This window comes from Acidovorax sp. sif1233 (assembly GCF_019218755.1).
In the GTDB taxonomy this organism is placed as follows: domain Bacteria; phylum Pseudomonadota; class Gammaproteobacteria; order Burkholderiales; family Burkholderiaceae_C; genus Acidovorax.
Map to the genome: position 1 here is coordinate 23,650 of NZ_JAHUWZ010000001.1, position 19,160 is coordinate 42,809.

The following is a 19,160-nucleotide window of genomic DNA, read 5'->3' on the forward strand; positions in this document are numbered from 1 at the left end:
GGATGCGTGTGGGGTGCGGGAGGTCCGCCGGGTGTGTGCCGCGGGCTGCGTGTGCGCCGCGTGGGCCGGCCCGCACGCTGGCGGGGGAGGGCGCGGGGGCCGTCTAGCCGCGCGAATCCGCGGCGTCCAGCCGGTAGCCCATGCCGTAGATCGCGGTGATCGTGTAGCCGTTGCCCGGGGTCAGCTGCAGCTTGGCGCGCAGGCGCGATACATGGGTGTCGAGCGAGCGCGAAGCCGCCTCGCTGATTTCGCCCCACACGACTTCGCGCAGGTGCGCGCGGGACAGCAGCCGCCCCGCGTTGCGGAACATGAACAGGGCCAGTTCGTACTCGCGGTTCTTCAGCGCCAGCGGAGCGCCGTGCAGGGTCAGCAGCCGCCGCTCCGCGTCGAAGCGGTAGGGGCCGAAGACCAGCGCCTCGCCCATGGTCTGCGGGTAGGCCCGCCGCAGCAGGGCCGAGACGCGTGCCACCAGCTCGCCCATGCGCACCGGCTTGGTCATGAAGTCGTCGGCGCCCCGGTTGAGGGCCTCGATCACGTCGCGCTCCTCGTTGCGCCGGGTGACCAGCAGGATGGGAAGCTGGTGCCCGATCATCTCGCGCATGCGCTGTATGACCTCGATCCCGTTCATGTCGGGAAGATGCCAGTCTGCGATCAGCAGATCGAAGGTCTCGTGGCGCACGTCCTTGAGCAGGCTCGCGCCGCTGGCATAGAAGTGGCACACGTGGTGGAGGCGCTCGAGGGCGCCCTTGATCATGTCGGGCAGGAGGGGGTCGTCGTTGAGGACGGCAATGCGCATGGTGGTGTGAGTCTTCGGGCCTGGAGGCCCTTCGCAAGTCAGAAAAATGCCCTTCTTGAAGGTCGTTTTTCTGATGGTGCGCGACATCGCACCCGCGTGCACACGGGTTGACAATCGTTTGCAATGAAGAGGCGCCAAGGGCATCGCCGGCACCCGCGGCGTGAACCCCGTGGCGCGGCACGCAGGCCGCGGGGCTGCCTCAGGCGGACAGGGGCTCTTCCTGCATGGCCTCGATCTGCTCGATCAGCATGTCCACCTGCCCGCGCCAGTAGTCGCTGGTGCCGAACCACGGGAAGTTGACCGGGAAGATCGGGTCCTGCCAGCGGCGCGCGAGCCAGGCGCTGTAGTGGATCAGGCGCAGCGTGCGCAGCGGCTCGATGAGCGCCAGCTCGCGGCGGTCGAAGCCGCGGAACTGCTCGTAGCCGTCGATCAGGGCGCCGAGCTGGTGGGTGCGCTGGCGCCGGTCGCCCGACAGCAGCATCCACAGATCCTGCACGGCCGGGCCCATGCGGGCGTCGTCCAGGTCCACGAAGTGCGGGCCGCCCCGGCCCCATTCGTCCAGCGGCGTCCAGAGGATGTTGCCGGGGTGGCAGTCGCCGTGCAGGCGGATGGGGGTGGCATCTTTCAAGCTAAATGGGGCTCCAGCGCTTGATGGATAAGCGCTGGCAGCTATCAATTCAAGAGCTTTTTCGCACTGGGCCTTCCACTGGGCCTGCATGTCGAGCGGGATGATTTCCCGGGCAAGCAGCCAGTCGTACGACGCCGTGCCAAAGGTCTGCACGTCCAGCAGCGGGCGGTGCACAAACGGCCGGGCCGCGCCCACGGTATGGATGCGGGCGAGAAAGCGGCCGATCCATTCGAGCACCTCGAAGTCATCCAGCTCGGGCTGGCGGCCGCCGCGCCAGGGGCTGACCGAAAACGCAAACCCGTCGTGCTGGTGCAAGGTGCTGCCGTTCAGCACCAGGGGCCCCACGGCGGGCACCTCGGCGGCCATCAGCTCGGCGGCAAAGGCGTGCTCTTCCAGGATCTGCGCCTCGCTCCAGCGGCCCGGGCGGTAGAACTTGGCCACCACGCGCTCGCCGTCTTCCAGCGTGACTTGGTACACCCGGTTTTCGTACGACGACAGGGCCATGAGGCGCCCGTCGCCATACAGGCCCACGCCGGCCAGCGCGTCCAGCACCTGGTCGGGAGTGAGGCGGGCGTAGGGGTGCTGGTCGGCGGGGGGGCGAGTGTCGGGCGCGGTGTCGGGAGGCAATGGGGTCATGCCCCATTGTCGCCGCCCGCCCCGGCATGTCCCGCGCGTTGCGTGTCAGCGGGGCAGCATGGTGGCGATGTGCCCGGCGCGCGGGTCGCCGCTGCCGGCCAGCACGGCGGCAAACAGCGCCTGCGTGGCCTCGGGCCCCTCATGGTTGTGCACCACCAGCCAGGGGTTGGAGGCGGTCTGTACGGCGGCGCTGAACTGGTTCCAGGCCGCCACCAGGCGGTCGTTGAGGCCCTGCGCACCCCAGTCGGTGTGGCGCTTCTTGACCTGGGCGGGCGCGAAGAACATCACCGGGCGCGGGCCGGGCAGTTGGCCGGCGCCGCCCAGATCGCCCACATGACTTGCACCCACCGAGCAGCTGTAGGCCAGGCCCGTGAAGTGGGCGTGGATGCGCTGGCGCAGGCCCACGCTGCCCGCGAAGTCGATGTACACGCTGGGCGTGGCGCCGTCGAGCTGCGATTCCAGCGCGTCGTAGGTGACCACGCGGTCGTAGCAGCCCAGGCTTTCGCAGAAGGCCACATTGCCCGGCGACGTCAGCCCCACGACCTCGATGCCGCCCCGTTGCGCCAGCTGGAACGCGGTGCCGTAGGCCGTCTTGCTCGACGCGCTGGACAGCAGCATGCGCCTGGCGCCGAAGAACTGCTGGTCTGCCAGAAAGTCGTCGATGAGCCACGAGGTGATGAACAGCGGCCGCAGCAGCGCCTGCACGTCCTCGTTGTCGGCGCGGTACAGCGGGTCGGTGCGGGTGCGCAGGTAGTGGTTGTAGACGGCGTGCAGGCCCGCGCGGTGGGGGGCACCATCGCTGAAGCCGGCCGCGTTGGCGCGCTGGGGCGAGAGCACCGCCTGGGTGCCCATGGGCCAGTAGCCGTACAGCCGCTCGCCCACCGCCACGTCGGGGTGCGATGACTCGGTCACCGTGCCAAACCCCCACACGGGTACGATGCCCCAGCCGGGCTCGCTGGTGGGGAAGAACTGCCAGTAGTTGAGCATGTTCCCCAGCGCGGCGTAGGTGATGTTGTTGGACGTGAGGGCGAACTGTTCGACCCGCACGCGGACCTGGCCCCCGGCGAGTGCGGGTTCTTCGGCGGCCCACTGGCGGGTGGTGGCCAGCTGGTCCTGGCGCACGAGGAGGGTGGTGGTGGTGCTCATGCCGCGACGCTAAACGAAACCCCCCACCGGCTCAAGATGCCCGCGCCGCCTGCGCGACAGCGCGGCCCGGCCGCTCAGCCGCCCAGGGGGTGCGCCAGCTGCTCGAACGGAAGCGACTGCTTGACCAGGATGACGGTGCAGGGCGCGTCGCGCGCCACGCGCATGGGCACCGTCGCGATGAAGCGCTGGGTGTGCAGGCCGTGGGTGGCCGCGCCCAGGATCATCATGCTCACGTGGTTGCTGGCGGCGTAGCGCACCAGCGCCTGGGCCACGTCGCTGGCTTCCAGCACGTGGTAGCTCGCGTGGTGGCCCGACAGGTCCAGCCCCTGCGCCCATTGCCGCAGGCGCGCCATGTGCTGGCGGTGCAGCGTGGTCTCGCTGCGTTCGCTGTCGCTCGTGCTGCTGGCCGAGGGCGAGATCACCGTCACGCAGGCCAGGCGCGCGCCGGGCCGGATGCCCAGCGAGCGCGCGACCGCTTGGCGCAGCGAATACAGCGTGGCATCGCTCACGTCGGCATGTGGCACGGCCACCATGAGGATGGGAGTCTCCTCGATCTGCTGCGCGGGCAGGGGGCTGGGCTGGTAGTGCATGCCCGCCGCGCGCACCCAGCGGCGCAGGTGCGTGGTGAGCGGCGTGCCCTGCGTGCGCTGGCCGCGCGCGGTGATGGGCACCTGCGCCGGGTGGGTCAGGTCGAACGCCAGGTGGGCGGCCGAGGGGTAGCGGCTGGCGGCCTCGGGCTCCAGGCAGCGCAGGATGGCTTCCTGCAGCCAGGGCGGGATGTCGGCGCGGTGCTTGCGGGGGGGCGCGGGCGTCATCCACAGCCGCTGGCGCAGGCCGCCCTGCGTGGTGGGCGAGCCAAAGGGCAGCTCGCCGGTGGCCAGCTCGTACAGCATCACGCCGATGGCGAAGATGTCGCTGCGCGGGTCGCCGCGCACGCCCACCACCTGTTCGGGGGCGATCCAGGTGGGCGAACCCACGGCCTGGCGCATTTCCTCGGCCAGCAGGTCGGGGTAGTGCGCGTGGCACGAGAGCCCGAAGTCCAGCAGCACGGCGTCGCCGTCGCTCTTGATGAGCACGTTGGCCGGCTTGAGGTCGAGGTGGCAGACGTTCTGCTGGTGCAGGCTGTGCGCGGCGTGGGCAATGGCCGCGCCCAGCCGCGCAATGGTCTCTGGCGGGGTGGGCGCCATGCCCGGACCGGCGGCGCCGTCCAGCCAGTGCTGCAGCGTCTGGCCCGGCACGTATTCCATGACGAGGTAGGGCAGGCGCACCAGGTCGCCGGCGGCGACGAAGCGCGGCACGTGGGGGCCGGTGAGGACCGGAAGGATCTGCAGTTCGACCTCGAAGCCCACGATGTTCTCCGCGCCGTCGCCCGCGGTCATGCGCGGGATCTTCATCGCCATCGGAAAGCCGGGGCTGCGGCCTGCCTGCGCGTACTCCACGGCATAGATATGCGCCATCCCGCCCGCGTGGATGCATTCGGCCACGCGAAAGCCGTCGATCTCGGTGCCGGGCTCAAGCAGTTTCATGTTGATTTTCCCTTGCGCCGCGTGCCGCGCTGGCGCCGTCCCCCTGCCCGCATCCCCCAGCGATGCGGGGGCGGGAGAAGCGGCGCGGCCGCTCAGGGGGGTGTTTCATCCCTACTGGCCTTTTTCCAGGCGGTCCGCATAGAAGCCGGGCAGGCCCGCCGCGCGGATGGCCGCCGCGGCGGCCAGGTGGTCGTACGGCACCCGGTGGAAGGTGATCTGCGCCGCCGCGTCGTCGAACAGCGCGTACATGGCGCGTGCGTCGCCGTCGCGCGGCTGGCCCACGGAGCCCACGATGGCGAGCCACTGGCGGTGCGGCGGCACGGGCACGGGCACGCCGGGCTCGGGCGCAAAGCGCATGAGCTTGGCGGTGGGCGTGAGGAAGTACAGCACCTGCTCGTGCACATGGCCGCAGAACACATAGCGGATGGCGGGGTCGATGGCCTGCGCCGCCATCATGCAGCGCTCGGCCGCGTTGGAGTCGTCCACGTAGCGCCACTGGGCAGGTGCGTCGGCGCTGGCGTGCACGAGCAGGGCGTTGCCGCCCAGCCGCGCGGTCAGCGGCAAGGCCTGCAGGAAGGCGTGGTGCCGCGACGCGAGGCGGTCGTGTGTCCACCGCGCGCCCAGCTCTGCGCGGTTGCGGGGCGTCGCGGGCGGCGCGAGCGCCATGGCGTCGTGGTTGCCCAGCACGCACAGCGCGCCATTCTGCGCGAGCGCCATGGCCTGGTCTGCCACGGCCACGGGGTCGCCGCCGTAGCCCACGAGGTCGCCCAGCAGGGCGAATCGCTGGGCGCCCTGCGCGCGGGCATGCTGCAGGCAGGCGTCCAGGGCCTGGCGGTTGGCGTGGATGTCGGAGAGGAGGGCGGTCTTCATGGCGCGAGTATTGGGCACCATCATCGCGCGCGTGGCTGAATGCCAGCTTGCAGCGCGCGGGCCGGGCGCCGGGGAGCGCCATGCCGCACGTAAAAATAGCTTCCAACGCTTGGCTGGCAAGCGCTGGAAGCTATGATTTTTGTAGCTATTGCAGGCTGCGCTGGCGCGCTGGCTTGTCCAGGGCCAGCACCAGGGCCAGGGCGATGATGGCCGGCAGCGCCTGGGTGAAGAAGATCTTGGGCACGGCGGTGGCGGCGCCGAAGACCCCGGCCACGATCACGCAGCCCAGGAAGAAGATCTTGAACAGCCGGTTGCCGGTGAACAGCCCCCAGAACAGCCCGGCGGCCAGGAAGCCGTTGTACAGCCCCTGGTTGGCCGCCAGCGTCACGGTGGCATCGGCCAGCTCCTGGGTCAGGTTGAAGGTCTTCAGGCCCAGGGGCTTGTTCCAGAAGAACATCTCCAGCACCAGGATGTACACATGCTCGATGGCCACGAGGGCCACCGCGATGCGGGGAAGCAGCAGCCGGCCCATGGCTTACACCAGCGTGATGGTCACGTCGATGTTGCCGCGCGTGGCGTTGGAGTAGGGGCAGACCTGGTGGGCTGCGTCCACCAGCTTCTGGGCCGTGGCCTTGTCCAGGCCGGGCAGGCTGATGGCCAGGCGCGCGGCGATGCCGTAGGCGTTCGGGATGGGGCCCAGGTCCACTTCGGCGTCGATGGACACGTCCTGCGGCACGGGGATGCCGATCTTGCCGCCCACGGCCTTCATCGCGCCGATGAAGCAGGCTGCGTAGCCCGAGGCGAACAGCTGCTCGGGGTTGGTGCCGGTACCGGAGGTGCCGGGCGAGGACAGCTTGACGTCCAGGCGGCCGTCATCGGTCTTGGCGGCACCGTCACGGCCACCGGTCACGTGGGCCTTGGCGGTGTAGAGGACTTTTTCGAGTTGCGTCATGGTGTCTTCCTTTGCAGTGGGTCAATGAATGTCCGCGATGCGGACGGGGGGTGGAAACGAACGGTGAAAGAAAAGGGTCAGCGCGGCGGGTTGATCCGGTCGCGGAAGGTCTTGAGCTGGCCGGTCAGGGCGGTCAGCTCGGGCAGGGTGCACTGGCTGCTTTCGAGCACGCAGGGCGGAATGCTTTCCGCCTTGTCGCGCAGCGCCCGGCCCGGGGCCGTGAGGCTGATGCGCACGCGGCGCTCGTCCTGCGCATCGCGGATGCGGGCGATCAGGCCCGAGGTTTCCAGGCGCTTGAGCAGCGGGGTGAGCGTGCCCGAGTCGAGGAACAGGCGCTCGCCGAGGTCGGAGACGGTCACGCCATCCTGCTCCCACAGCACCAGCATCACGAGGTACTGGGGGTAGGTCAGGCCCACGGCCTCCAGCAGGGGCTTGTACAGCTTGGTCATCGCCAGCGAGGCGGAATACAGCGCGAAACACACCTGGTTGTCCAGGCGCAGCGCTGCCGGGCTGGGGGTGGTGGAAGTGTTGCTGCGTGCCATGGGGTGGATTGTGCGGTGCAATTCAATTGTGCGCAATTGAATTGTGTAATCTTTTGTTGCTGGATTGGTTTTTGCGGACGGACGCGGCGGCCTTTCGCCTGCGGTGCTATCCGCGCGCAGCGCGCGTGCCATCAAGGCGCAAGAGGCCCGGCCCGGCCCGGCCTGGCCGCGGCCTCTGCGGGCCGTCAACGCCCGGTGAAACGCGCGGGCCGCTTTTCAACGAAGGCGCGCACGCCCTCGGCCGCATCCTCGCTGTTGGCCAGCTGCTTCTGCACGGGAATGAAATCGGCCACCGCGGCGGCCTGCCCCTGCTCGATGGCCTTGAGCACGTTGAGCCGCGTGGCCACCACGGCCCGTGGCGCCTGGGCCTCGATGCGCCGGGCGATGGCGATGGCCTCGTCCAGCACCTGCGCGGCGGGCACCACCTTCTGCACGAAGTTCAGGCGCAGCGCCTCGCTGCTTCCGAACTCGTCGGCGGTCAGCAAATGCAGCAGCGCATTGCCGGTGCCCGCGCGTTCGGCCATGCGCAGCGTGGCGCCGCCCGTGGCCATGATGCCGCGCTGCACCTCCATCTGCGAGAAACGGCAGTCATCGGCGGCGACCACGATGTCGGCGCCCAGCATGAGCTCGATGCCCACCGTGAAGCAGATGCCCTTGACCGCCACCACCATGGGCTTGCTGCGGCGCCGGTAGCCGGGCAGGCCGTAGTCGTGGGGCTCCACCAGGCCTTCGGGGATGGCTTTTTCGCCGCGCTGCATGTAGGCGCTCACGGCGGGCAGGTCCAGCCCGGCGGTGAAGTGGTCGCCAAAGGCATGCAGCACGCCCACGCGCAGCTCTGGGTCATCGTCGAGCCGGGTGTAGGCCTCGGCCAGTTGGCGGAACATGGGCGGCGTCCAGCCATTGCGCTTGGCCGGGCGGTTGATGCCGATCAGCAGGATGTGGCCGAGCACCTGGGTGTCGATGCAGCCTTCGGCCGGGGGCGTGGTGGGGGTGATGCTGCTGGTCATGGGCGCAAATGTCTCCTTGCCCATGATTGAAAACCCAACGCGATGGGCGCGCCGTCCCCGGGGGGACAGCGCGCCTGGGGTCCTCAGTAGGTGTAAACGCCCTGGCCGGTCTTGCGGCCCAGGCGGCCGGCGGCCACCATTTCCTTGAGCAGCGGGCAGGGGCGGTACTTGCTGTCGCCGAACTCGGTGAGGTAGACGTCCATCACCGCCAGGCAGACATCCAGGCCGATCATGTCGGCCAGCGCCAGCGGGCCGATGGGCTGGTTGCAGCCGAGCTTCATGCCCGCGTCGATGTCCTCGGGCGTGGCCAGGCCCTCGGCCAGCACGAAGAAGGCCTCGTTGATCATCGGCACCAGGATGCGGTTCACCACGAAGCCGGGCGCGTTCTTCACGGTGATGGGGCTCTTGCCCAGGGCCTCGGCCAGGGCCTTCACGGCGTCGTGCGTGGCATCGCTGGTCTGCAGGCCGCGGATGATCTCCACCAGCGCCATCATGGGCACGGGGTTGAAGAAGTGCATGCCGATGAAGCGGTCGGCACGCGACGTGGCGGCGGCCAGCTTGGTGATGGAGATCGAGGAGGTGTTCGAGGCGATCAGCACCTCGGGCGCGACCAGCGCATCCACCTGCTTCAGGATCTTGAGCTTGAGCTCGTAGTTCTCGGTGGCGGCCTCGATCACGAGCTGCGCGGCCTTGAGGTCGTCGTAGCTGGTGGAGACCTTGATGCGCGCCAGCGCCGCGTCCTTGTCGGCCGCCGTGATCTTGTCCTTCTTGATCAGGCGGTCCAGGCTGCCCGACACCGTGGCCAGGCCTTTTTGCACCGCGGCATCGGAGATGTCGACCATCACCACATCGATGCCAGAGACCGCGCAGGCCTGTGCAATGCCATTGCCCATGGTGCCCGCGCCGATGATGCCAACCGTTCGAATCGTCATATAGAGAGCTCTCTTCAAAGTGAAACAGACGGGCAGCATGGTAAAGCGAATCGAACGCCCGTTCGGTTATCGTGCCTCCACACCGCCGCCATGTACGGCGCAGGAGGCAACACAACATGTTCGATTACATCGTCATTGGCGGCGGTTCGGCGGGCTCCGTCCTGGCGGGCCGGCTGACCGAGGACCCCGCCGTGCGGGTCTGCCTGCTCGAAGCAGGCCCGGCCGACAGCAGCGTGCTCATCCATTGCCCCGCGGGGCTGGCCGTGATGGCCAAGTTCGAACTCAACGGCTGGGGCTTCAACACCACGCCGCAGGCCGCGCTGAACCACCGCAGCGGCTACCAGCCGCGCGGCAAGGTGCTCGGGGGCTCCAGCTCGATCAACGCGATGGTCTATATCCGGGGCCAGCATGCCGACTACGACCATTGGGCCGCCCAGGGCAATCCCGGCTGGGGCTGGGAGGATGTGAAACCCTACTTCCTGCGTGCCGAGAACAACGAGCGCGGCGCCGATGCCTGGCATGCCCAGGGCGGCCCCTTCAACGTGGCGGACCTGCGCGCGCCAAACCGCTTCAGCCAGTACTTCGCCGACGCGGGGGTGCAGGCCGGGCATCCGTACAACCCCGACTTCAACGGTGCCACGCAGGAGGGCGTGGGGCCGTACCAGGTCACGCACAAGAACGGCGAGCGCCACAGCGCCGCCAAGGGCTACCTCACGCCGCATCTGGCACGGCCCAACCTCCAGGTCGTCACCGGCGCGCAGGCCACCCGCATCCTGTTTGACGGCCGGCGCGCCGTGGGCGTGGAATACCGCCAGGGCGGCGCGCTGCGGCAGGTGAAGGCCTCGCGCGAGGTGCTGCTGAGCGCGGGGGCGCTGCTGTCGCCGCAGCTGCTCATGCTCTCCGGCGTGGGGCCGGGCGCGCAGCTGCAAAGCCACGGCATCCCGGTGCTGCATGGCCTGCCCGGCGTGGGCGCGCACCTGCACGACCATCCCGACGTGGTGCAGGTCATGGATGCGCCCGCGCTCAAGGACCTGTTCGGGCTGTCGCTCTCGGGCATGGCGCAAACCCTGCGCGGCATCCGCGAATGGCGGCGCAGCCGCACGGGCATGCTGACCACCAACTTCGCCGAGGCCGGTGGCTTCATCAAGAGCGATCCGTCCGAACCCGCGCCCGACCTGCAGCTGCACTTCGTGATCGGCAAGCTCGTGGACCACGGCCGCAAGACGGTGTTCGGCCACGGCTACTCGGCCCACGTGTGCCTGCTGCAGCCGCGCAGCCGGGGCTCGGTGACGCTGGCGAGCAAAGACCCCATGGCCCTGCCGCTGGTGGACCCGCAGTTCCTCGCCGACCCCGATGACATGCGGCGCATGGTGCGCGGCTTCCAGCGCACGCGCGAGATCCTCGCGCAGCCTGCGCTGGCGAAGTTCGGCGCCAAGGAGCTGGCGGCATCCGCCAACGCGCGCACCGACGTGGAGATCGAGCAGTTCATCCGCCAGTACGCCGACACCATCTACCACCCCGTGGGAACCTGCCGCATGGGGACGGGGCCCATGGACGTGGTGGATGCCGAACTGCGCGTGCATGGCCTGTCGGGCCTTCGCGTGGTGGACGCGTCCATCATGCCTCGCATCGTGAGCGGCAATACCAACGCACCGACGGTGATGATCGCGGAGAAGGCGGTGGACCTGCTGCGTGCGCGGGTGTGAAGGAATTCACATTTGCGGCACTGAACGCGGTTTTTAAGGTTCGAAGAAGGTCTGCTTAAGGAGTTTTTAACAGGCAAACCGGCCGCGCTTTTCTAGACTTCTTTTCATGGAAGCGGGTGCATGGTGCACCCGGCCCGGCACCCCTAGAAGCAAGGTGTTGAGAGGCCCCACGAGGCCATGAAAGAAGCAGATGAAGATTGATGCCCGCGAAATTGCCGCACTGACCCAAGCCCAGCCCGCCGCTCCCCGCATGGACATGTACGCCAGCATCCACAAGGCGCTGCGCGCCTTCATGGCCGACACGCTGCTGGGCCTGGGTCGCATGGATGTGGAGGACGACCTGGAGTTCGCCCACACCTGCGACCGTGTGATGCAGCTGCTGGACCTGTGCCGCGCGCACCTGCACCACGAGAACCAGTTTGTGCACGCCGCCATGGAGGCGCGCCAGCCCGGCTCCAGCCAGAGCATTGCGGGTGAGCATGTGGAGCACGAACAGGCCATCACGGCCTTGGCAGACGGGGTGAACCACCTCATGGCCTGTGCCAAGCCCGCACGGGCTGCGGCCACCCTGGCCCTGTACCGCCAGCTGGCGCTGTTTGTGGCACACAACTTCGAGCACATGCACGAGGAAGAGACTGCGCACAACCGCGTGCTCTGGCAGTGCTACACCGACGCGGAACTGGCGGGTGTGCACGATGCGCTGGTGGCCTCGATCCCGCCGCACGAAATGATGATGGTAGCCCGCTGGATGGTGCCCTACATGTCACCGGCCGAGCGCACGGCCATGCTGTCGGACATGCAGCAGCATGCGCCCGCCCCCGTGCTGGCCGCCGTGCTGGCGCAAGTGCAGCCGCACCTCACGCAGCCCGAGTGGACCAAGCTGATGCGCAGCCTGGGCCTGCCGGTGGTGCCTGGTCTGGTGCACTGAGGCGTCAGGCGTCTTCCAGCACCACGGGGCGCAGCACGCACAGCCGAAAACGCCCGCGCCCTGTTTTTTCGATATGGATGTGCGGGCAGTTCTCCTGCAGGCGGCGCTGCAGCAACAGCAGGCGGGCCTCCAGGTTATCGGCCACATCGGGCAGGCGCAGGGTGGGGTCCAGCCGCAGTTCGCGGTTGGTGAAGTCCACGCGCCCGGTGTGCTGGTGGTCGCGCAGCAGCTTCCAGATGATGGCTCCTGCCACCCCCTTGATCAGGTAGTCGTCGTTGATGAACACGCTGTCATTGGCCGCAAAGTGGCGCACCCGCAGCGCGCTGCCGCTCACTGGCGTTGCTACAGCGGGGGCGGGCAGGGGCTCGGTCGCATCGGGCGCTGCCTGCAGCAGGTCGGTGGCGGCAGCCAGCTGGCCCGCAATGGCCACCAGCAGGTCTTCATCCTCGGAGCCAAAGCGCATGTCCTGGGGGCTTTCGGCAAACAGCACGCCCAGCGGGCGCCCGGCGGACATCAGGGGCACCGCCACCTGGCTGTGCGGCTGGGCCAGGCCCGGGTAGGGAATGTCCAGGCCGCGGGCGGGCTGGGGATCGCTGGTGCCGGCATGGGCATCCAGGCTCTCGCGGATGGCGTGGCTGTAGCGGGCGGCATTGGTGAAATGGCTGATGCGCACGGGTGTCCCTTCCTGGGCCGCGACGCCGATCACCCCCTGGCCGAGGCGGATCTCCGATCCGACGCCCGAGGTTGCGTAGCCGCAGCTGGCCACCGTGTAGAGCTGGCTGGAAGGCGCGTCGAGCAGGAGCACCATCGCGTGCTCGATGTCCAGCTGCTCGCGCAATGCGGCCAGGGTGCATTGCAGCAGCTCGTCGAGCGCGGTGCAGCGGGCCATGCGCTCGCTGCAGGCCCGCAGCGCGTGCAGCATGCCGGGGCGCGGCGCTGGCGGAGGCAGGCTCTCGCCCGCCACGGATTCGATGCGGCCCACCGCGTAGATGTCGGCCCCCTTGAGTTCGAAGACGCCCGCCATTCCCGCGTGCGAGGCAATGCCCGCCAGCTGCGCGCGCATGCTCTCGAACACCGGGCCCGTGGCTTCCGTGCGCTGGTAGACGAGGTGCAGGCGGTAGAAGCTGGCCGTGCGCGGGTCCAGGACCAGCACCGAGGCGCGGGGGTTGCGCAGGATGTTCTGGCGCGTCTTGTTGAAGAACTGGAACGACAGGGCGACATGCCCTTCGTCCACGTACACCGCCTGCGAGATGTAGGCGACGTTGGGGGTTCCATCGGCGTCGCAGGTGGCCATGACGGCCGGTATCGCTCCTTCCAGGCAGGGGCGGATCGTGTGCAGGGACAGGAGGGGCTGGCTCATGGCTGCGGCGCGGGCAGCGCGGCGCCCGCGCGCGGCCCCGGTGTCTGGTCAAAGGCCCTGGCCGGCGTGAAGCTGACGGCGACCACGTCCGCCAGCGGCGCTGCCAGCATCGCGCCCACGTAGCGCGGACCGTACCCCACCAGGCCCACCTCGTGTTCCATGGAGCGCAGGTACGCCTCCAGCAGCGGCGCGTCGGCGGCGGCGGCCGGGCGCTGCACCGCCCGGCTGGCCTTGAGCTGCAGCGTGCGGTGCGTGGACGGCTCGCTGAAGACGACGGCGATCTGCCCTGTCTCGGCAATGTCCTGCAGCAGTTGCCGCGACTGGCTGCGGCGCAGGAAGACGGTGACCTGATGCCCGTCCGCGCTGATGTGGGAGCCGACCGCGCGCATGATGCTCGGCTGCAGCTGGGCGTTGCACGATGCCACGATGGCCGACACGCCCTTGGCGACCATGGCCATGCGGTCCGAATCCAGCAGCGGGGGAAGGGCCATGGCGGGTGCCGCCGGTTCAGGCCTTGAAGCGCCTGCGCGTGAGCGCCAGGGCCACCCAGAAGGCCACCACCGTGGTCATCACCAGCACCAGCCCGTGGCGCAGCGCATTGGCAGGCCACTGGTCCATGAACAGGGGCCGCACCAGCTCGACCGCATTGGTCAGCGGCAGCCAGTCCGAGATGGCGCGCACGATGGGCGGCAGCTGCTCGCGCGGGAAAAACACCCCCGACAGGAACATCATGGGCGTGAGCACCAGCGTGAAGTAGTAGGTGAAGAAGTCGTAGCCCTTGGCGAGCGCGTTGAAGATGAGCGCGATGCTGGAGAACATGATGCCGACGAAGAGCAGCACCGGCCAGGCCACGAGCAGCTTGGGGCTGTGGCTGATGGAGAGCGCGAGCATCACGCCCAGGATGGCCGTCACCGTGAACAGCGCCTTGAAGGCGGCCCACAGCATTTCGGCGAGCACCACGTCGTCAAGCCGCACCGGCGCGTTCATGATGCCGTCCCAGGTCTTTTGCACATGCATGCGCGAGAAGGCGGAGTACAGCGCCTCGAAACTGGCGGCGTTCATCGCGCTCATGCAGATCGAGCCACTGGCCAGGAACAGGATGTACGGCACCTGCGTCGTCGCGCCGCCCGCCGTCCCCACGTTCACCTGTCCCACCAGGGCGCCCATGCCGTAGCCAAACGCCACCAGCCACATCAGCGGCTCGGCGATGTTGCCCACCAGGCTGGGGATGGCCAGCTTGCGCCAGACCAGCAGGTTTCGCAGGAACACGGGCCACCAGCGCGCCGAGAGGCTGGGCGCGCGCCAGACGGAGGCAAGGGGCGGGGCGGCAGCGGTTGCCGTGGAGGGGGATACGGATTGCATGGGCTTATTGTGCTGTGTCGGGCCGGGGGTGGATAGGTGGCCGTGTCCACCGCCCCACGGGCCCGTGGGGCCGGCAGGCACGGGCATTGCTTGCGGTCGTGCCATAGCGCACTGATCCGACACCCGCCCCCAAGGAGCCCCCATGAACCGCAACGACGTCACCGAGAAGATCATCAGCACCAAGGTCGCCAAGGGCCTGCAATGGGATGCCATTGCCAGGAAGGTCGGCCAGTCCAAGGAGTGGACCACCGCCCTGTGCCTGGGCCAGATGACCGCATCGCCCGGGCAGGCCAAGGTGCTGGGCAAGATCTTCGGCCTCACGGCCGAGGAGCAGAAGTGGCTGCAGGTCGTGCCCTACAAGGGCTCGCTGCCCACGCCCGTGCCCACCGACCCGCTGATCTACCGCTGGTACGAGATCGTGAGCGTGTATGGCACGACCATCAAGGAACTGATCCACGAGGAGTTCGGCGACGGCATCATGAGCGCCATCGACTTCAGCATGGACATCACGCGCGAGGCCGACCCCAAGGGTGACCGCGTGAAGGTGGTGCTGTCGGGCAAGTTCCTGCCGTACAAGCAGTACTAGGGCGTGCCATCAATCCCTACCCCCCCCCGCGCTGGCCCCGCAATGCGGATGGATGCGCGAAGCGGTGCGCGGCGGGGCGGGCAGCGGCCTACGCCGCTTTCCAGAAGATGTAGTCGGCCTGGTACTTCACGGTCTGGCGCTCGCCCTTGTTGGCGGTCGCACAGGGCGAGGCAGGCGCCACGCCGCCCTTCAAGGCCACGCGTTGGATGAAGGTCACCCCTGTCATGGCGCCGCTGCCCATGGCGGGGTTGGCCTTGACCAGCTGGTAGGGCAGGTTGCCTGCACCCGATGGCGCCACGGCCAACTGGGTGGCCGTCAGCTTGGAGCCATCGGCCGACTCCCAGGTGGCGGGTGGGCCGTAGTAGGTGCCCACTTGCTTGCCGCTGCGGTCGTTCAGTACCGCCTTGGGGCCCACGAACACCCATTCGGTCTGGCCGGGCGCGTTGGCCTTGTCGCGGCATTCATAGGTGATGTCGCCCACGCCGACGGTTTCCATGGCGACCCGGTTGCCGGCGGGTACCTTGATGGCGTCCGGCAGGCTGTCCTGCGAAAACATGGGGCTGGGGGTGGGCTGCTTCATCGCCCCGCAGGCGGCCAGCAGGGCCGTGGCGGCAAATGCGCCCGTCAGGGCCGCGAAACGGGAGCGCAATGGCTGGGTGTGCATGGTATTTCCCTTTTCTTCAGTGGGTTGAAAAAGCGCAGCGGTCCCAAGAACGGTCTGCTGCCCCTGGGAGTACGCGCGCCAGCGCCGCCTGGATCCACCCGGCGCAAAAAATAGTCCGCACGCCCTGTGGCCGGGGTGGCGGGGCGCGCAACCCGTGCATTAAAGTTGGCCGATCGCCGCGGCTTCACGACCCTTTCTGCCGCCCGTCCTCACTTTTTTCTGGAAACCTCCCATGACCACCCTCGGAACCCCGCTGTCGCCCCATGCCACCAAAGTCATGCTGCTGGGCTCGGGCGAGCTGGGCAAGGAGGTGCTGATCGCGCTGCAGCGCCTGGGTGTGGAAACCATCGCCGTGGACCGGTACGAGAACGCCCCCGGCCAGCAGGTGGCCCACCACCAGCGCACCATCACGATGAGCGACCCGGCCCAGCTCAAGGCCCTGGTCGAGGCCGAGAAACCCCACCTGGTGGTGCCCGAGATCGAAGCCATCGCCACGCCCATGCTCGAAGAGCTGGAAGCCGCCGGCACCGTGCGCGTGATCCCCACCGCCCGCGCCGCGCGCCTGACCATGGACCGTGAAGGCATCCGTGTGCTGGCCGCCGAGACGCTGGGCCTGCCCACCAGCCCGTACAAGTTCTGCAACTCGCTTGAGGAACTGCAGGCGGCCATCGATGCCGGAATCGGCTACCCCTGCATCGTCAAGCCCGTGATGAGCAGCTCCGGCAAGGGCCAGAGCAAGATCGATGGCCCCGCCGACGTGCAAAAGGCCTGGGACTACGCCATGGCCGGCGGCCGCGTGAGCCATGGCCGTGTCATCGTCGAGGGCTTCATCGACTTCGACTACGAGATCACCCAGCTCACCGTGCGTTCGGTGGGCGCGGACGGCCAGATCGCCACCAGCTTCTGCGACCCCATCGGCCATGTGCAGGTGAGCGGTGACTACGTGGAAAGCTGGCAGCCCCACCCCATGCACCCGGCCGCGCTGGAGAAGTCGCGCCAGATCGCCAAGGCGGTCACGGACAACCTGGGTGGCCAGGGCCTGTTCGGCGTGGAGCTGTTCGTCAAGGGCGAGCAGGTGTGGTTCAGCGAGGTGAGCCCGCGCCCGCACGACACCGGCCTGGTCACGCTGTGCACCCAGCACCAGAGCGAGTTCGAGCTGCACGCCCGCGCCATCCTGGGCCTGCCAGTCGATACCAGCCTGCGCAACCCCGGCGCCAGCGCCGTCATCTACGGCGGCGTGGAGGCCCAGGGCATCGTGTTCGACGGCGTGGACGAGGCCCTCGCCGTGCCTGGCACCGACCTGCGCCTGTTCGGCAAGCCCGAGAGCTTTGCCAAGCGCCGCATGGGCGTGGCACTGGCGCGTGCGGCCGAGGTGGAGACGGCGCGCACCAATGCCAAGCTGGCGGCCAGCAAGGTGAAACCACGCACCCCCTGAGCCGCTTCGCGCCTTCCCTCTGTCTCGCTTCGCGGGAGGGGGGCGCCACCCGTGGCCTGGCAAAGCCAGTTCCACGGTGGCACCGGCTTGCGCTGCGTCAGTTTTCGCCGTTGCGTGAAGCGTGGCGCACCGGAGTGCACTGATCCAGACTTCAGTTCAGCCATCCTCGCGGATCTGCCGCCCCGTGAGCTTGAGGAACAGGTCCTCCAGGTTGGCCGGCCGGTGCAGGGTGCGCAGGTGCGGGTGCGCGCCCAGCGCCTGCAGCAGGGGCCCTGCGTTCTGGGTGTAGAAGAACACCGTCTCGCCGCTGATCTCCACGCGCGCCGCCAGGGCCCGCAGGGCGGCATTCTCGGCCAGCGCCACGGCGCCCACGCCGAACACTTCCACCACGTCCGGCTCCAGGTGCTGCGCGATCAGTTCGCGCGGGCGGCCCTCGGCGATCTTCTTGCCGTGGTCCAGCACCAGGAGGCGCGAGCACAGGCGCTCGGCCTCGTCCATGAAGTGGGTGGTCAGCAGGATGGACTTGCCCTGCTGGAGCAGCAACTGCAGGCGCTCCCACATGAGGTGGCGGGCCTGCGGGTCCAACCCCGTGGTGGGTTCGTCCAGCAGCAGCAGGCGCGGGTCGTTGACGAGTGCGCGGGCCAGGCTCAGGCGCCGCTTCATGCCCCCCGAGAGTTCGCCCGGCTTGGCGTTCGCCTTGTGCGTGAGCGCCGCGAAGTCGAGCAGGCGCGGCACGCGCTCGTCCATCACCGGGCCCTTGAGCCCGAAATAGCGGCCGAACACGCGCAGGTTCTCGGCGCAGGTGAAGTCGGGGTCCAGGGTGTCGAACTGGGTCACCACGCCCAGCTGGGCCTTGATGGCGAGGGCATCGCGCGGCATGTGCAGCGGGGCGCCGCCCGGCGCGGGTGTGAAGTGCACCGCACCGCCGTCGGGCGCCGTCAGGCCCAGGCACATGCGGATGGTGGTGGTCTTGCCCGCGCCGTTCGGGCCGATGACGCCCAGGCATTCGCCGGGAGCGATGGAAAAGGAGACATCGTCCACCACGGTGGTGTTGCCATAGCGCTTGCGCAGTTGCAGGGCTTCGAAGAGTGCGGTCATGGCCCGATTGTGTGCCATGCTGGCACCTCGGGCCGCGCGGCGGATGATGGCCGCCCCCCCGCAGAGCGCCCGCCCCTTTGAACGAGAAATGCGCCATCCTGCCTGCACCATGAAACCCAGCCCCGCCGATACCAGCTATGTCGAATTGCCACTGGACGCCCTGGATGCGACCCGGATCGAAGCCGTCTGGCGCTACGACGCGGCGGCCCAAGGCCGGCAACTGGTGCTGCCGGACGGCAGGATGGACCTGGTGGTGCATTGCGCCCTGCGGCACGATGGCACGGTGGCGTCGGTCTGGCCGGTGATCGCGGGCCCCGCCGACCAGCCTGCGTTCGTGAGCCTGCGCGCCGCGACGGTCGTCCTCGGGGTGCGTTTTCACATGGGCTGGGGCGGCGCCTGCCTGGGCACGGCGCCCGGGGCGCTGCGCAACCGGACGGTTTTCGGCGCCGAGGCCGCGCGGATGCTGGGTCCTTCTTGTGCCACCAATCCCTTGCTGCAGGCGCGCACGCTGCGGGGCGTGGAGCAGGCCTTGCGCTCCACCGCCCGCGCGCTGGCGGCCCGGGCCTCGGTGGCGGCGGCCCAGGGTCGGGCGCTCGCGGCCATCGAGCAGATGGTGCGGCAGGGCCAGACCGTGGAGGAAGGCGGTGGCGGCTGGGCCGTACCCTCCTCGCGCACGCTGCGCCGGGACATGGCGGTGGTGGCGGGCTTGCCCCTGCGGAGCCTGGCGGGCATCCTGCGCTTTCAGCGCGCCATGGACCTGCTGCAGGCCGGCCGCCCTTCGCTGGGCGAGGTCGCCTTGGCGGCGGGCTATGCCGATCAGGCGCACATGACCCGCGAGTTCCGCCGCTACGGGGGCTTCACGCCCGCCGCGCCGGCACCGGCGCCGCTGGTCCGGCGGGCGCCCTGCTTGCCCTGACGGCGTTGGCCGAAACCTTCAAGACGCGCGCGTGCGCAACGGCCAGACTTCCCTCTTTTTTTGAGCCCGT

20 protein-coding genes are annotated in these 19,160 nt (G+C 69.0%); 5 read left to right on the top strand and 15 right to left on the bottom strand.

Going from position 1 to position 19,160, the window contains the following annotated elements:
- Positions 1-103: 103 nt before the first annotated feature.
- From KW843_RS00085 to KW843_RS00130, 10 genes are all read right to left on the bottom strand, one after another.
- Positions 104-796 carry a response regulator transcription factor gene (locus KW843_RS00085; protein WP_218293070.1) on the bottom strand — a complete coding sequence of 231 codons (693 nt, stop codon included), beginning with the start codon at positions 794-796 and terminating at the stop codon, positions 104-106.
- A 199-nt stretch (positions 797-995) separates the two neighbouring features.
- The gene (locus tag KW843_RS00090; protein ID WP_218293071.1) at positions 996-2,060 is read right to left on the bottom strand and encodes a serine/threonine protein kinase; all 1,065 of its coding nucleotides are present in this window, start codon (positions 2,058-2,060) and stop codon (positions 996-998) included.
- Positions 2,061-2,105: 45 nt separating this feature from the next.
- Positions 2,106-3,206 (bottom strand): DUF2855 family protein, encoded by a 1,101-nt coding sequence (locus tag KW843_RS00095; protein ID WP_218293072.1) that lies wholly within the window; start codon positions 3,204-3,206, stop codon positions 2,106-2,108.
- A gap of 74 nt (positions 3,207-3,280) precedes the next feature.
- On the bottom strand, positions 3,281-4,732 hold the full coding sequence (locus tag KW843_RS00100) for a bifunctional serine/threonine-protein kinase/universal stress protein (RefSeq protein ID WP_218293073.1): 1,452 nt from the start codon (positions 4,730-4,732) through the stop codon (positions 3,281-3,283).
- A gap of 111 nt (positions 4,733-4,843) precedes the next feature.
- The gene (locus KW843_RS00105; protein WP_218293074.1) at positions 4,844-5,602 is read right to left on the bottom strand and encodes a metallophosphoesterase; all 759 of its coding nucleotides are present in this window, start codon (positions 5,600-5,602) and stop codon (positions 4,844-4,846) included.
- A gap of 145 nt (positions 5,603-5,747) precedes the next feature.
- Positions 5,748-6,134: a DUF1304 domain-containing protein gene (locus KW843_RS00110; protein ID WP_218293075.1), complete on the bottom strand. Its 387-nt coding sequence runs from the start codon at positions 6,132-6,134 to the stop codon at positions 5,748-5,750.
- 3 nt (positions 6,135-6,137) lie between these two features.
- Positions 6,138-6,554: an organic hydroperoxide resistance protein gene (locus KW843_RS00115; protein ID WP_218293076.1), complete on the bottom strand. Its 417-nt coding sequence runs from the start codon at positions 6,552-6,554 to the stop codon at positions 6,138-6,140.
- Positions 6,555-6,631: 77 nt separating this feature from the next.
- A complete protein-coding gene (locus KW843_RS00120) occupies positions 6,632-7,096 on the bottom strand; it encodes a MarR family winged helix-turn-helix transcriptional regulator (RefSeq protein WP_218293077.1) in 465 nt (154 codons plus the stop codon).
- A gap of 185 nt (positions 7,097-7,281) precedes the next feature.
- On the bottom strand, positions 7,282-8,103 hold the full coding sequence (locus KW843_RS00125) for a crotonase/enoyl-CoA hydratase family protein (RefSeq protein ID WP_218293078.1): 822 nt from the start codon (positions 8,101-8,103) through the stop codon (positions 7,282-7,284).
- 83 nt (positions 8,104-8,186) lie between these two features.
- Entirely contained in the window at positions 8,187-9,035 is an 849-nt protein-coding gene (locus KW843_RS00130) for a 3-hydroxybutyryl-CoA dehydrogenase (protein ID WP_218293079.1), read from the bottom strand.
- A 116-nt stretch (positions 9,036-9,151) separates the two neighbouring features.
- Between KW843_RS00130 and KW843_RS00135 the strand changes: the two genes are divergently transcribed.
- Together KW843_RS00135 and KW843_RS00140 are read left to right on the top strand one after the other, a co-directional pair.
- Entirely contained in the window at positions 9,152-10,741 is a 1,590-nt protein-coding gene (locus KW843_RS00135; RefSeq protein WP_218293080.1) for a GMC family oxidoreductase, read from the top strand.
- Between the two features lie 190 nt (positions 10,742-10,931).
- Entirely contained in the window at positions 10,932-11,669 is a 738-nt protein-coding gene (locus KW843_RS00140; RefSeq protein WP_218293081.1) for a hypothetical protein, read from the top strand.
- Positions 11,670-11,673: 4 nt separating this feature from the next.
- On the opposite strand, the gene KW843_RS00145 is transcribed toward KW843_RS00140, so the two are convergent.
- From KW843_RS00145 to KW843_RS00155, 3 genes are read right to left on the bottom strand one after another with little or no spacing between them, the layout of a single operon-like run.
- Positions 11,674-13,029 (bottom strand): GAF domain-containing protein, encoded by a 1,356-nt coding sequence (locus tag KW843_RS00145; protein ID WP_218293082.1) that lies wholly within the window; start codon positions 13,027-13,029, stop codon positions 11,674-11,676.
- Entirely contained in the window at positions 13,026-13,520 is a 495-nt protein-coding gene (locus tag KW843_RS00150) for a hypothetical protein (protein ID WP_218293083.1), read from the bottom strand. The genes KW843_RS00145 and KW843_RS00150 overlap by 4 nt, the downstream gene beginning before the upstream one ends.
- 16 nt (positions 13,521-13,536) lie before the next feature.
- Positions 13,537-14,391 (bottom strand): ABC transporter permease, encoded by an 855-nt coding sequence (locus tag KW843_RS00155; RefSeq protein WP_218293084.1) that lies wholly within the window; start codon positions 14,389-14,391, stop codon positions 13,537-13,539.
- Positions 14,392-14,533: 142 nt separating this feature from the next.
- Here KW843_RS00155 and cynS point away from each other — a divergent pair, with 142 nt between their 5' ends.
- Positions 14,534-14,977 carry a cyanase gene (gene cynS, locus KW843_RS00160; protein ID WP_218293085.1) on the top strand — a complete coding sequence of 148 codons (444 nt, stop codon included), beginning with the start codon at positions 14,534-14,536 and terminating at the stop codon, positions 14,975-14,977.
- 88 nt (positions 14,978-15,065) lie between these two features.
- Here cynS and KW843_RS00165 read toward each other — a convergent pair whose 3' ends face one another.
- Complete coding sequence (locus KW843_RS00165) at positions 15,066-15,641, bottom strand: DUF3455 domain-containing protein (RefSeq protein ID WP_218293086.1); 576 nt, start codon at positions 15,639-15,641, stop codon at positions 15,066-15,068.
- Between the two features lie 232 nt (positions 15,642-15,873).
- On the opposite strand from KW843_RS00165, the gene purT reads away from it, so the two are divergent.
- The gene (gene purT / locus KW843_RS00170; protein ID WP_218293087.1) at positions 15,874-17,076 is read left to right on the top strand and encodes a formate-dependent phosphoribosylglycinamide formyltransferase; all 1,203 of its coding nucleotides are present in this window, start codon (positions 15,874-15,876) and stop codon (positions 17,074-17,076) included.
- 156 nt (positions 17,077-17,232) lie between these two features.
- Here purT and KW843_RS00175 read toward each other — a convergent pair whose 3' ends face one another.
- Positions 17,233-18,174, bottom strand: a complete 942-nt coding sequence (locus KW843_RS00175) for an ATP-binding cassette domain-containing protein (protein ID WP_218293088.1) — start codon at positions 18,172-18,174, stop codon at positions 17,233-17,235.
- Between the two features lie 109 nt (positions 18,175-18,283).
- Here KW843_RS00175 and KW843_RS00180 point away from each other — a divergent pair, with 109 nt between their 5' ends.
- The gene (locus tag KW843_RS00180; protein WP_218293089.1) at positions 18,284-19,090 is read left to right on the top strand and encodes an AraC family transcriptional regulator; all 807 of its coding nucleotides are present in this window, start codon (positions 18,284-18,286) and stop codon (positions 19,088-19,090) included.
- Positions 19,091-19,160 lie beyond the last annotated feature (70 nt).

Coding starts and splice junctions, on each gene's coding strand:
- KW843_RS00085 (WP_218293070.1), bottom strand. CDS start 796: ATGCGCATTGCCGTCCTCAACGACGACCCCCTCCTGCCCGACATGATC.
- KW843_RS00090 (WP_218293071.1), bottom strand. CDS start 2,060: ATGACCCCATTGCCTCCCGACACCGCGCCCGACACTCGCCCCCCCGCC.
- KW843_RS00095 (WP_218293072.1), bottom strand. CDS start 3,206: ATGAGCACCACCACCACCCTCCTCGTGCGCCAGGACCAGCTGGCCACC.
- KW843_RS00100 (WP_218293073.1), bottom strand. CDS start 4,732: ATGAAACTGCTTGAGCCCGGCACCGAGATCGACGGCTTTCGCGTGGCC.
- KW843_RS00105 (WP_218293074.1), bottom strand. CDS start 5,602: ATGAAGACCGCCCTCCTCTCCGACATCCACGCCAACCGCCAGGCCCTG.
- KW843_RS00110 (WP_218293075.1), bottom strand. CDS start 6,134: ATGGGCCGGCTGCTGCTTCCCCGCATCGCGGTGGCCCTCGTGGCCATC.
- KW843_RS00115 (WP_218293076.1), bottom strand. CDS start 6,554: ATGACGCAACTCGAAAAAGTCCTCTACACCGCCAAGGCCCACGTGACC.
- KW843_RS00120 (WP_218293077.1), bottom strand. CDS start 7,096: ATGGCACGCAGCAACACTTCCACCACCCCCAGCCCGGCAGCGCTGCGC.
- KW843_RS00125 (WP_218293078.1), bottom strand. CDS start 8,103: ATGACCAGCAGCATCACCCCCACCACGCCCCCGGCCGAAGGCTGCATC.
- KW843_RS00130 (WP_218293079.1), bottom strand. CDS start 9,035: ATGACGATTCGAACGGTTGGCATCATCGGCGCGGGCACCATGGGCAAT.
- KW843_RS00135 (WP_218293080.1), top strand. CDS start 9,152: ATGTTCGATTACATCGTCATTGGCGGCGGTTCGGCGGGCTCCGTCCTG.
- KW843_RS00140 (WP_218293081.1), top strand. CDS start 10,932: ATGAAGATTGATGCCCGCGAAATTGCCGCACTGACCCAAGCCCAGCCC.
- KW843_RS00145 (WP_218293082.1), bottom strand. CDS start 13,029: ATGAGCCAGCCCCTCCTGTCCCTGCACACGATCCGCCCCTGCCTGGAA.
- KW843_RS00150 (WP_218293083.1), bottom strand. CDS start 13,520: ATGGCCCTTCCCCCGCTGCTGGATTCGGACCGCATGGCCATGGTCGCC.
- KW843_RS00155 (WP_218293084.1), bottom strand. CDS start 14,391: ATGCAATCCGTATCCCCCTCCACGGCAACCGCTGCCGCCCCGCCCCTT.
- cynS (WP_218293085.1), top strand. CDS start 14,534: ATGAACCGCAACGACGTCACCGAGAAGATCATCAGCACCAAGGTCGCC.
- KW843_RS00165 (WP_218293086.1), bottom strand. CDS start 15,641: ATGCACACCCAGCCATTGCGCTCCCGTTTCGCGGCCCTGACGGGCGCA.
- purT (WP_218293087.1), top strand. CDS start 15,874: ATGACCACCCTCGGAACCCCGCTGTCGCCCCATGCCACCAAAGTCATG.
- KW843_RS00175 (WP_218293088.1), bottom strand. CDS start 18,174: ATGACCGCACTCTTCGAAGCCCTGCAACTGCGCAAGCGCTATGGCAAC.
- KW843_RS00180 (WP_218293089.1), top strand. CDS start 18,284: ATGAAACCCAGCCCCGCCGATACCAGCTATGTCGAATTGCCACTGGAC.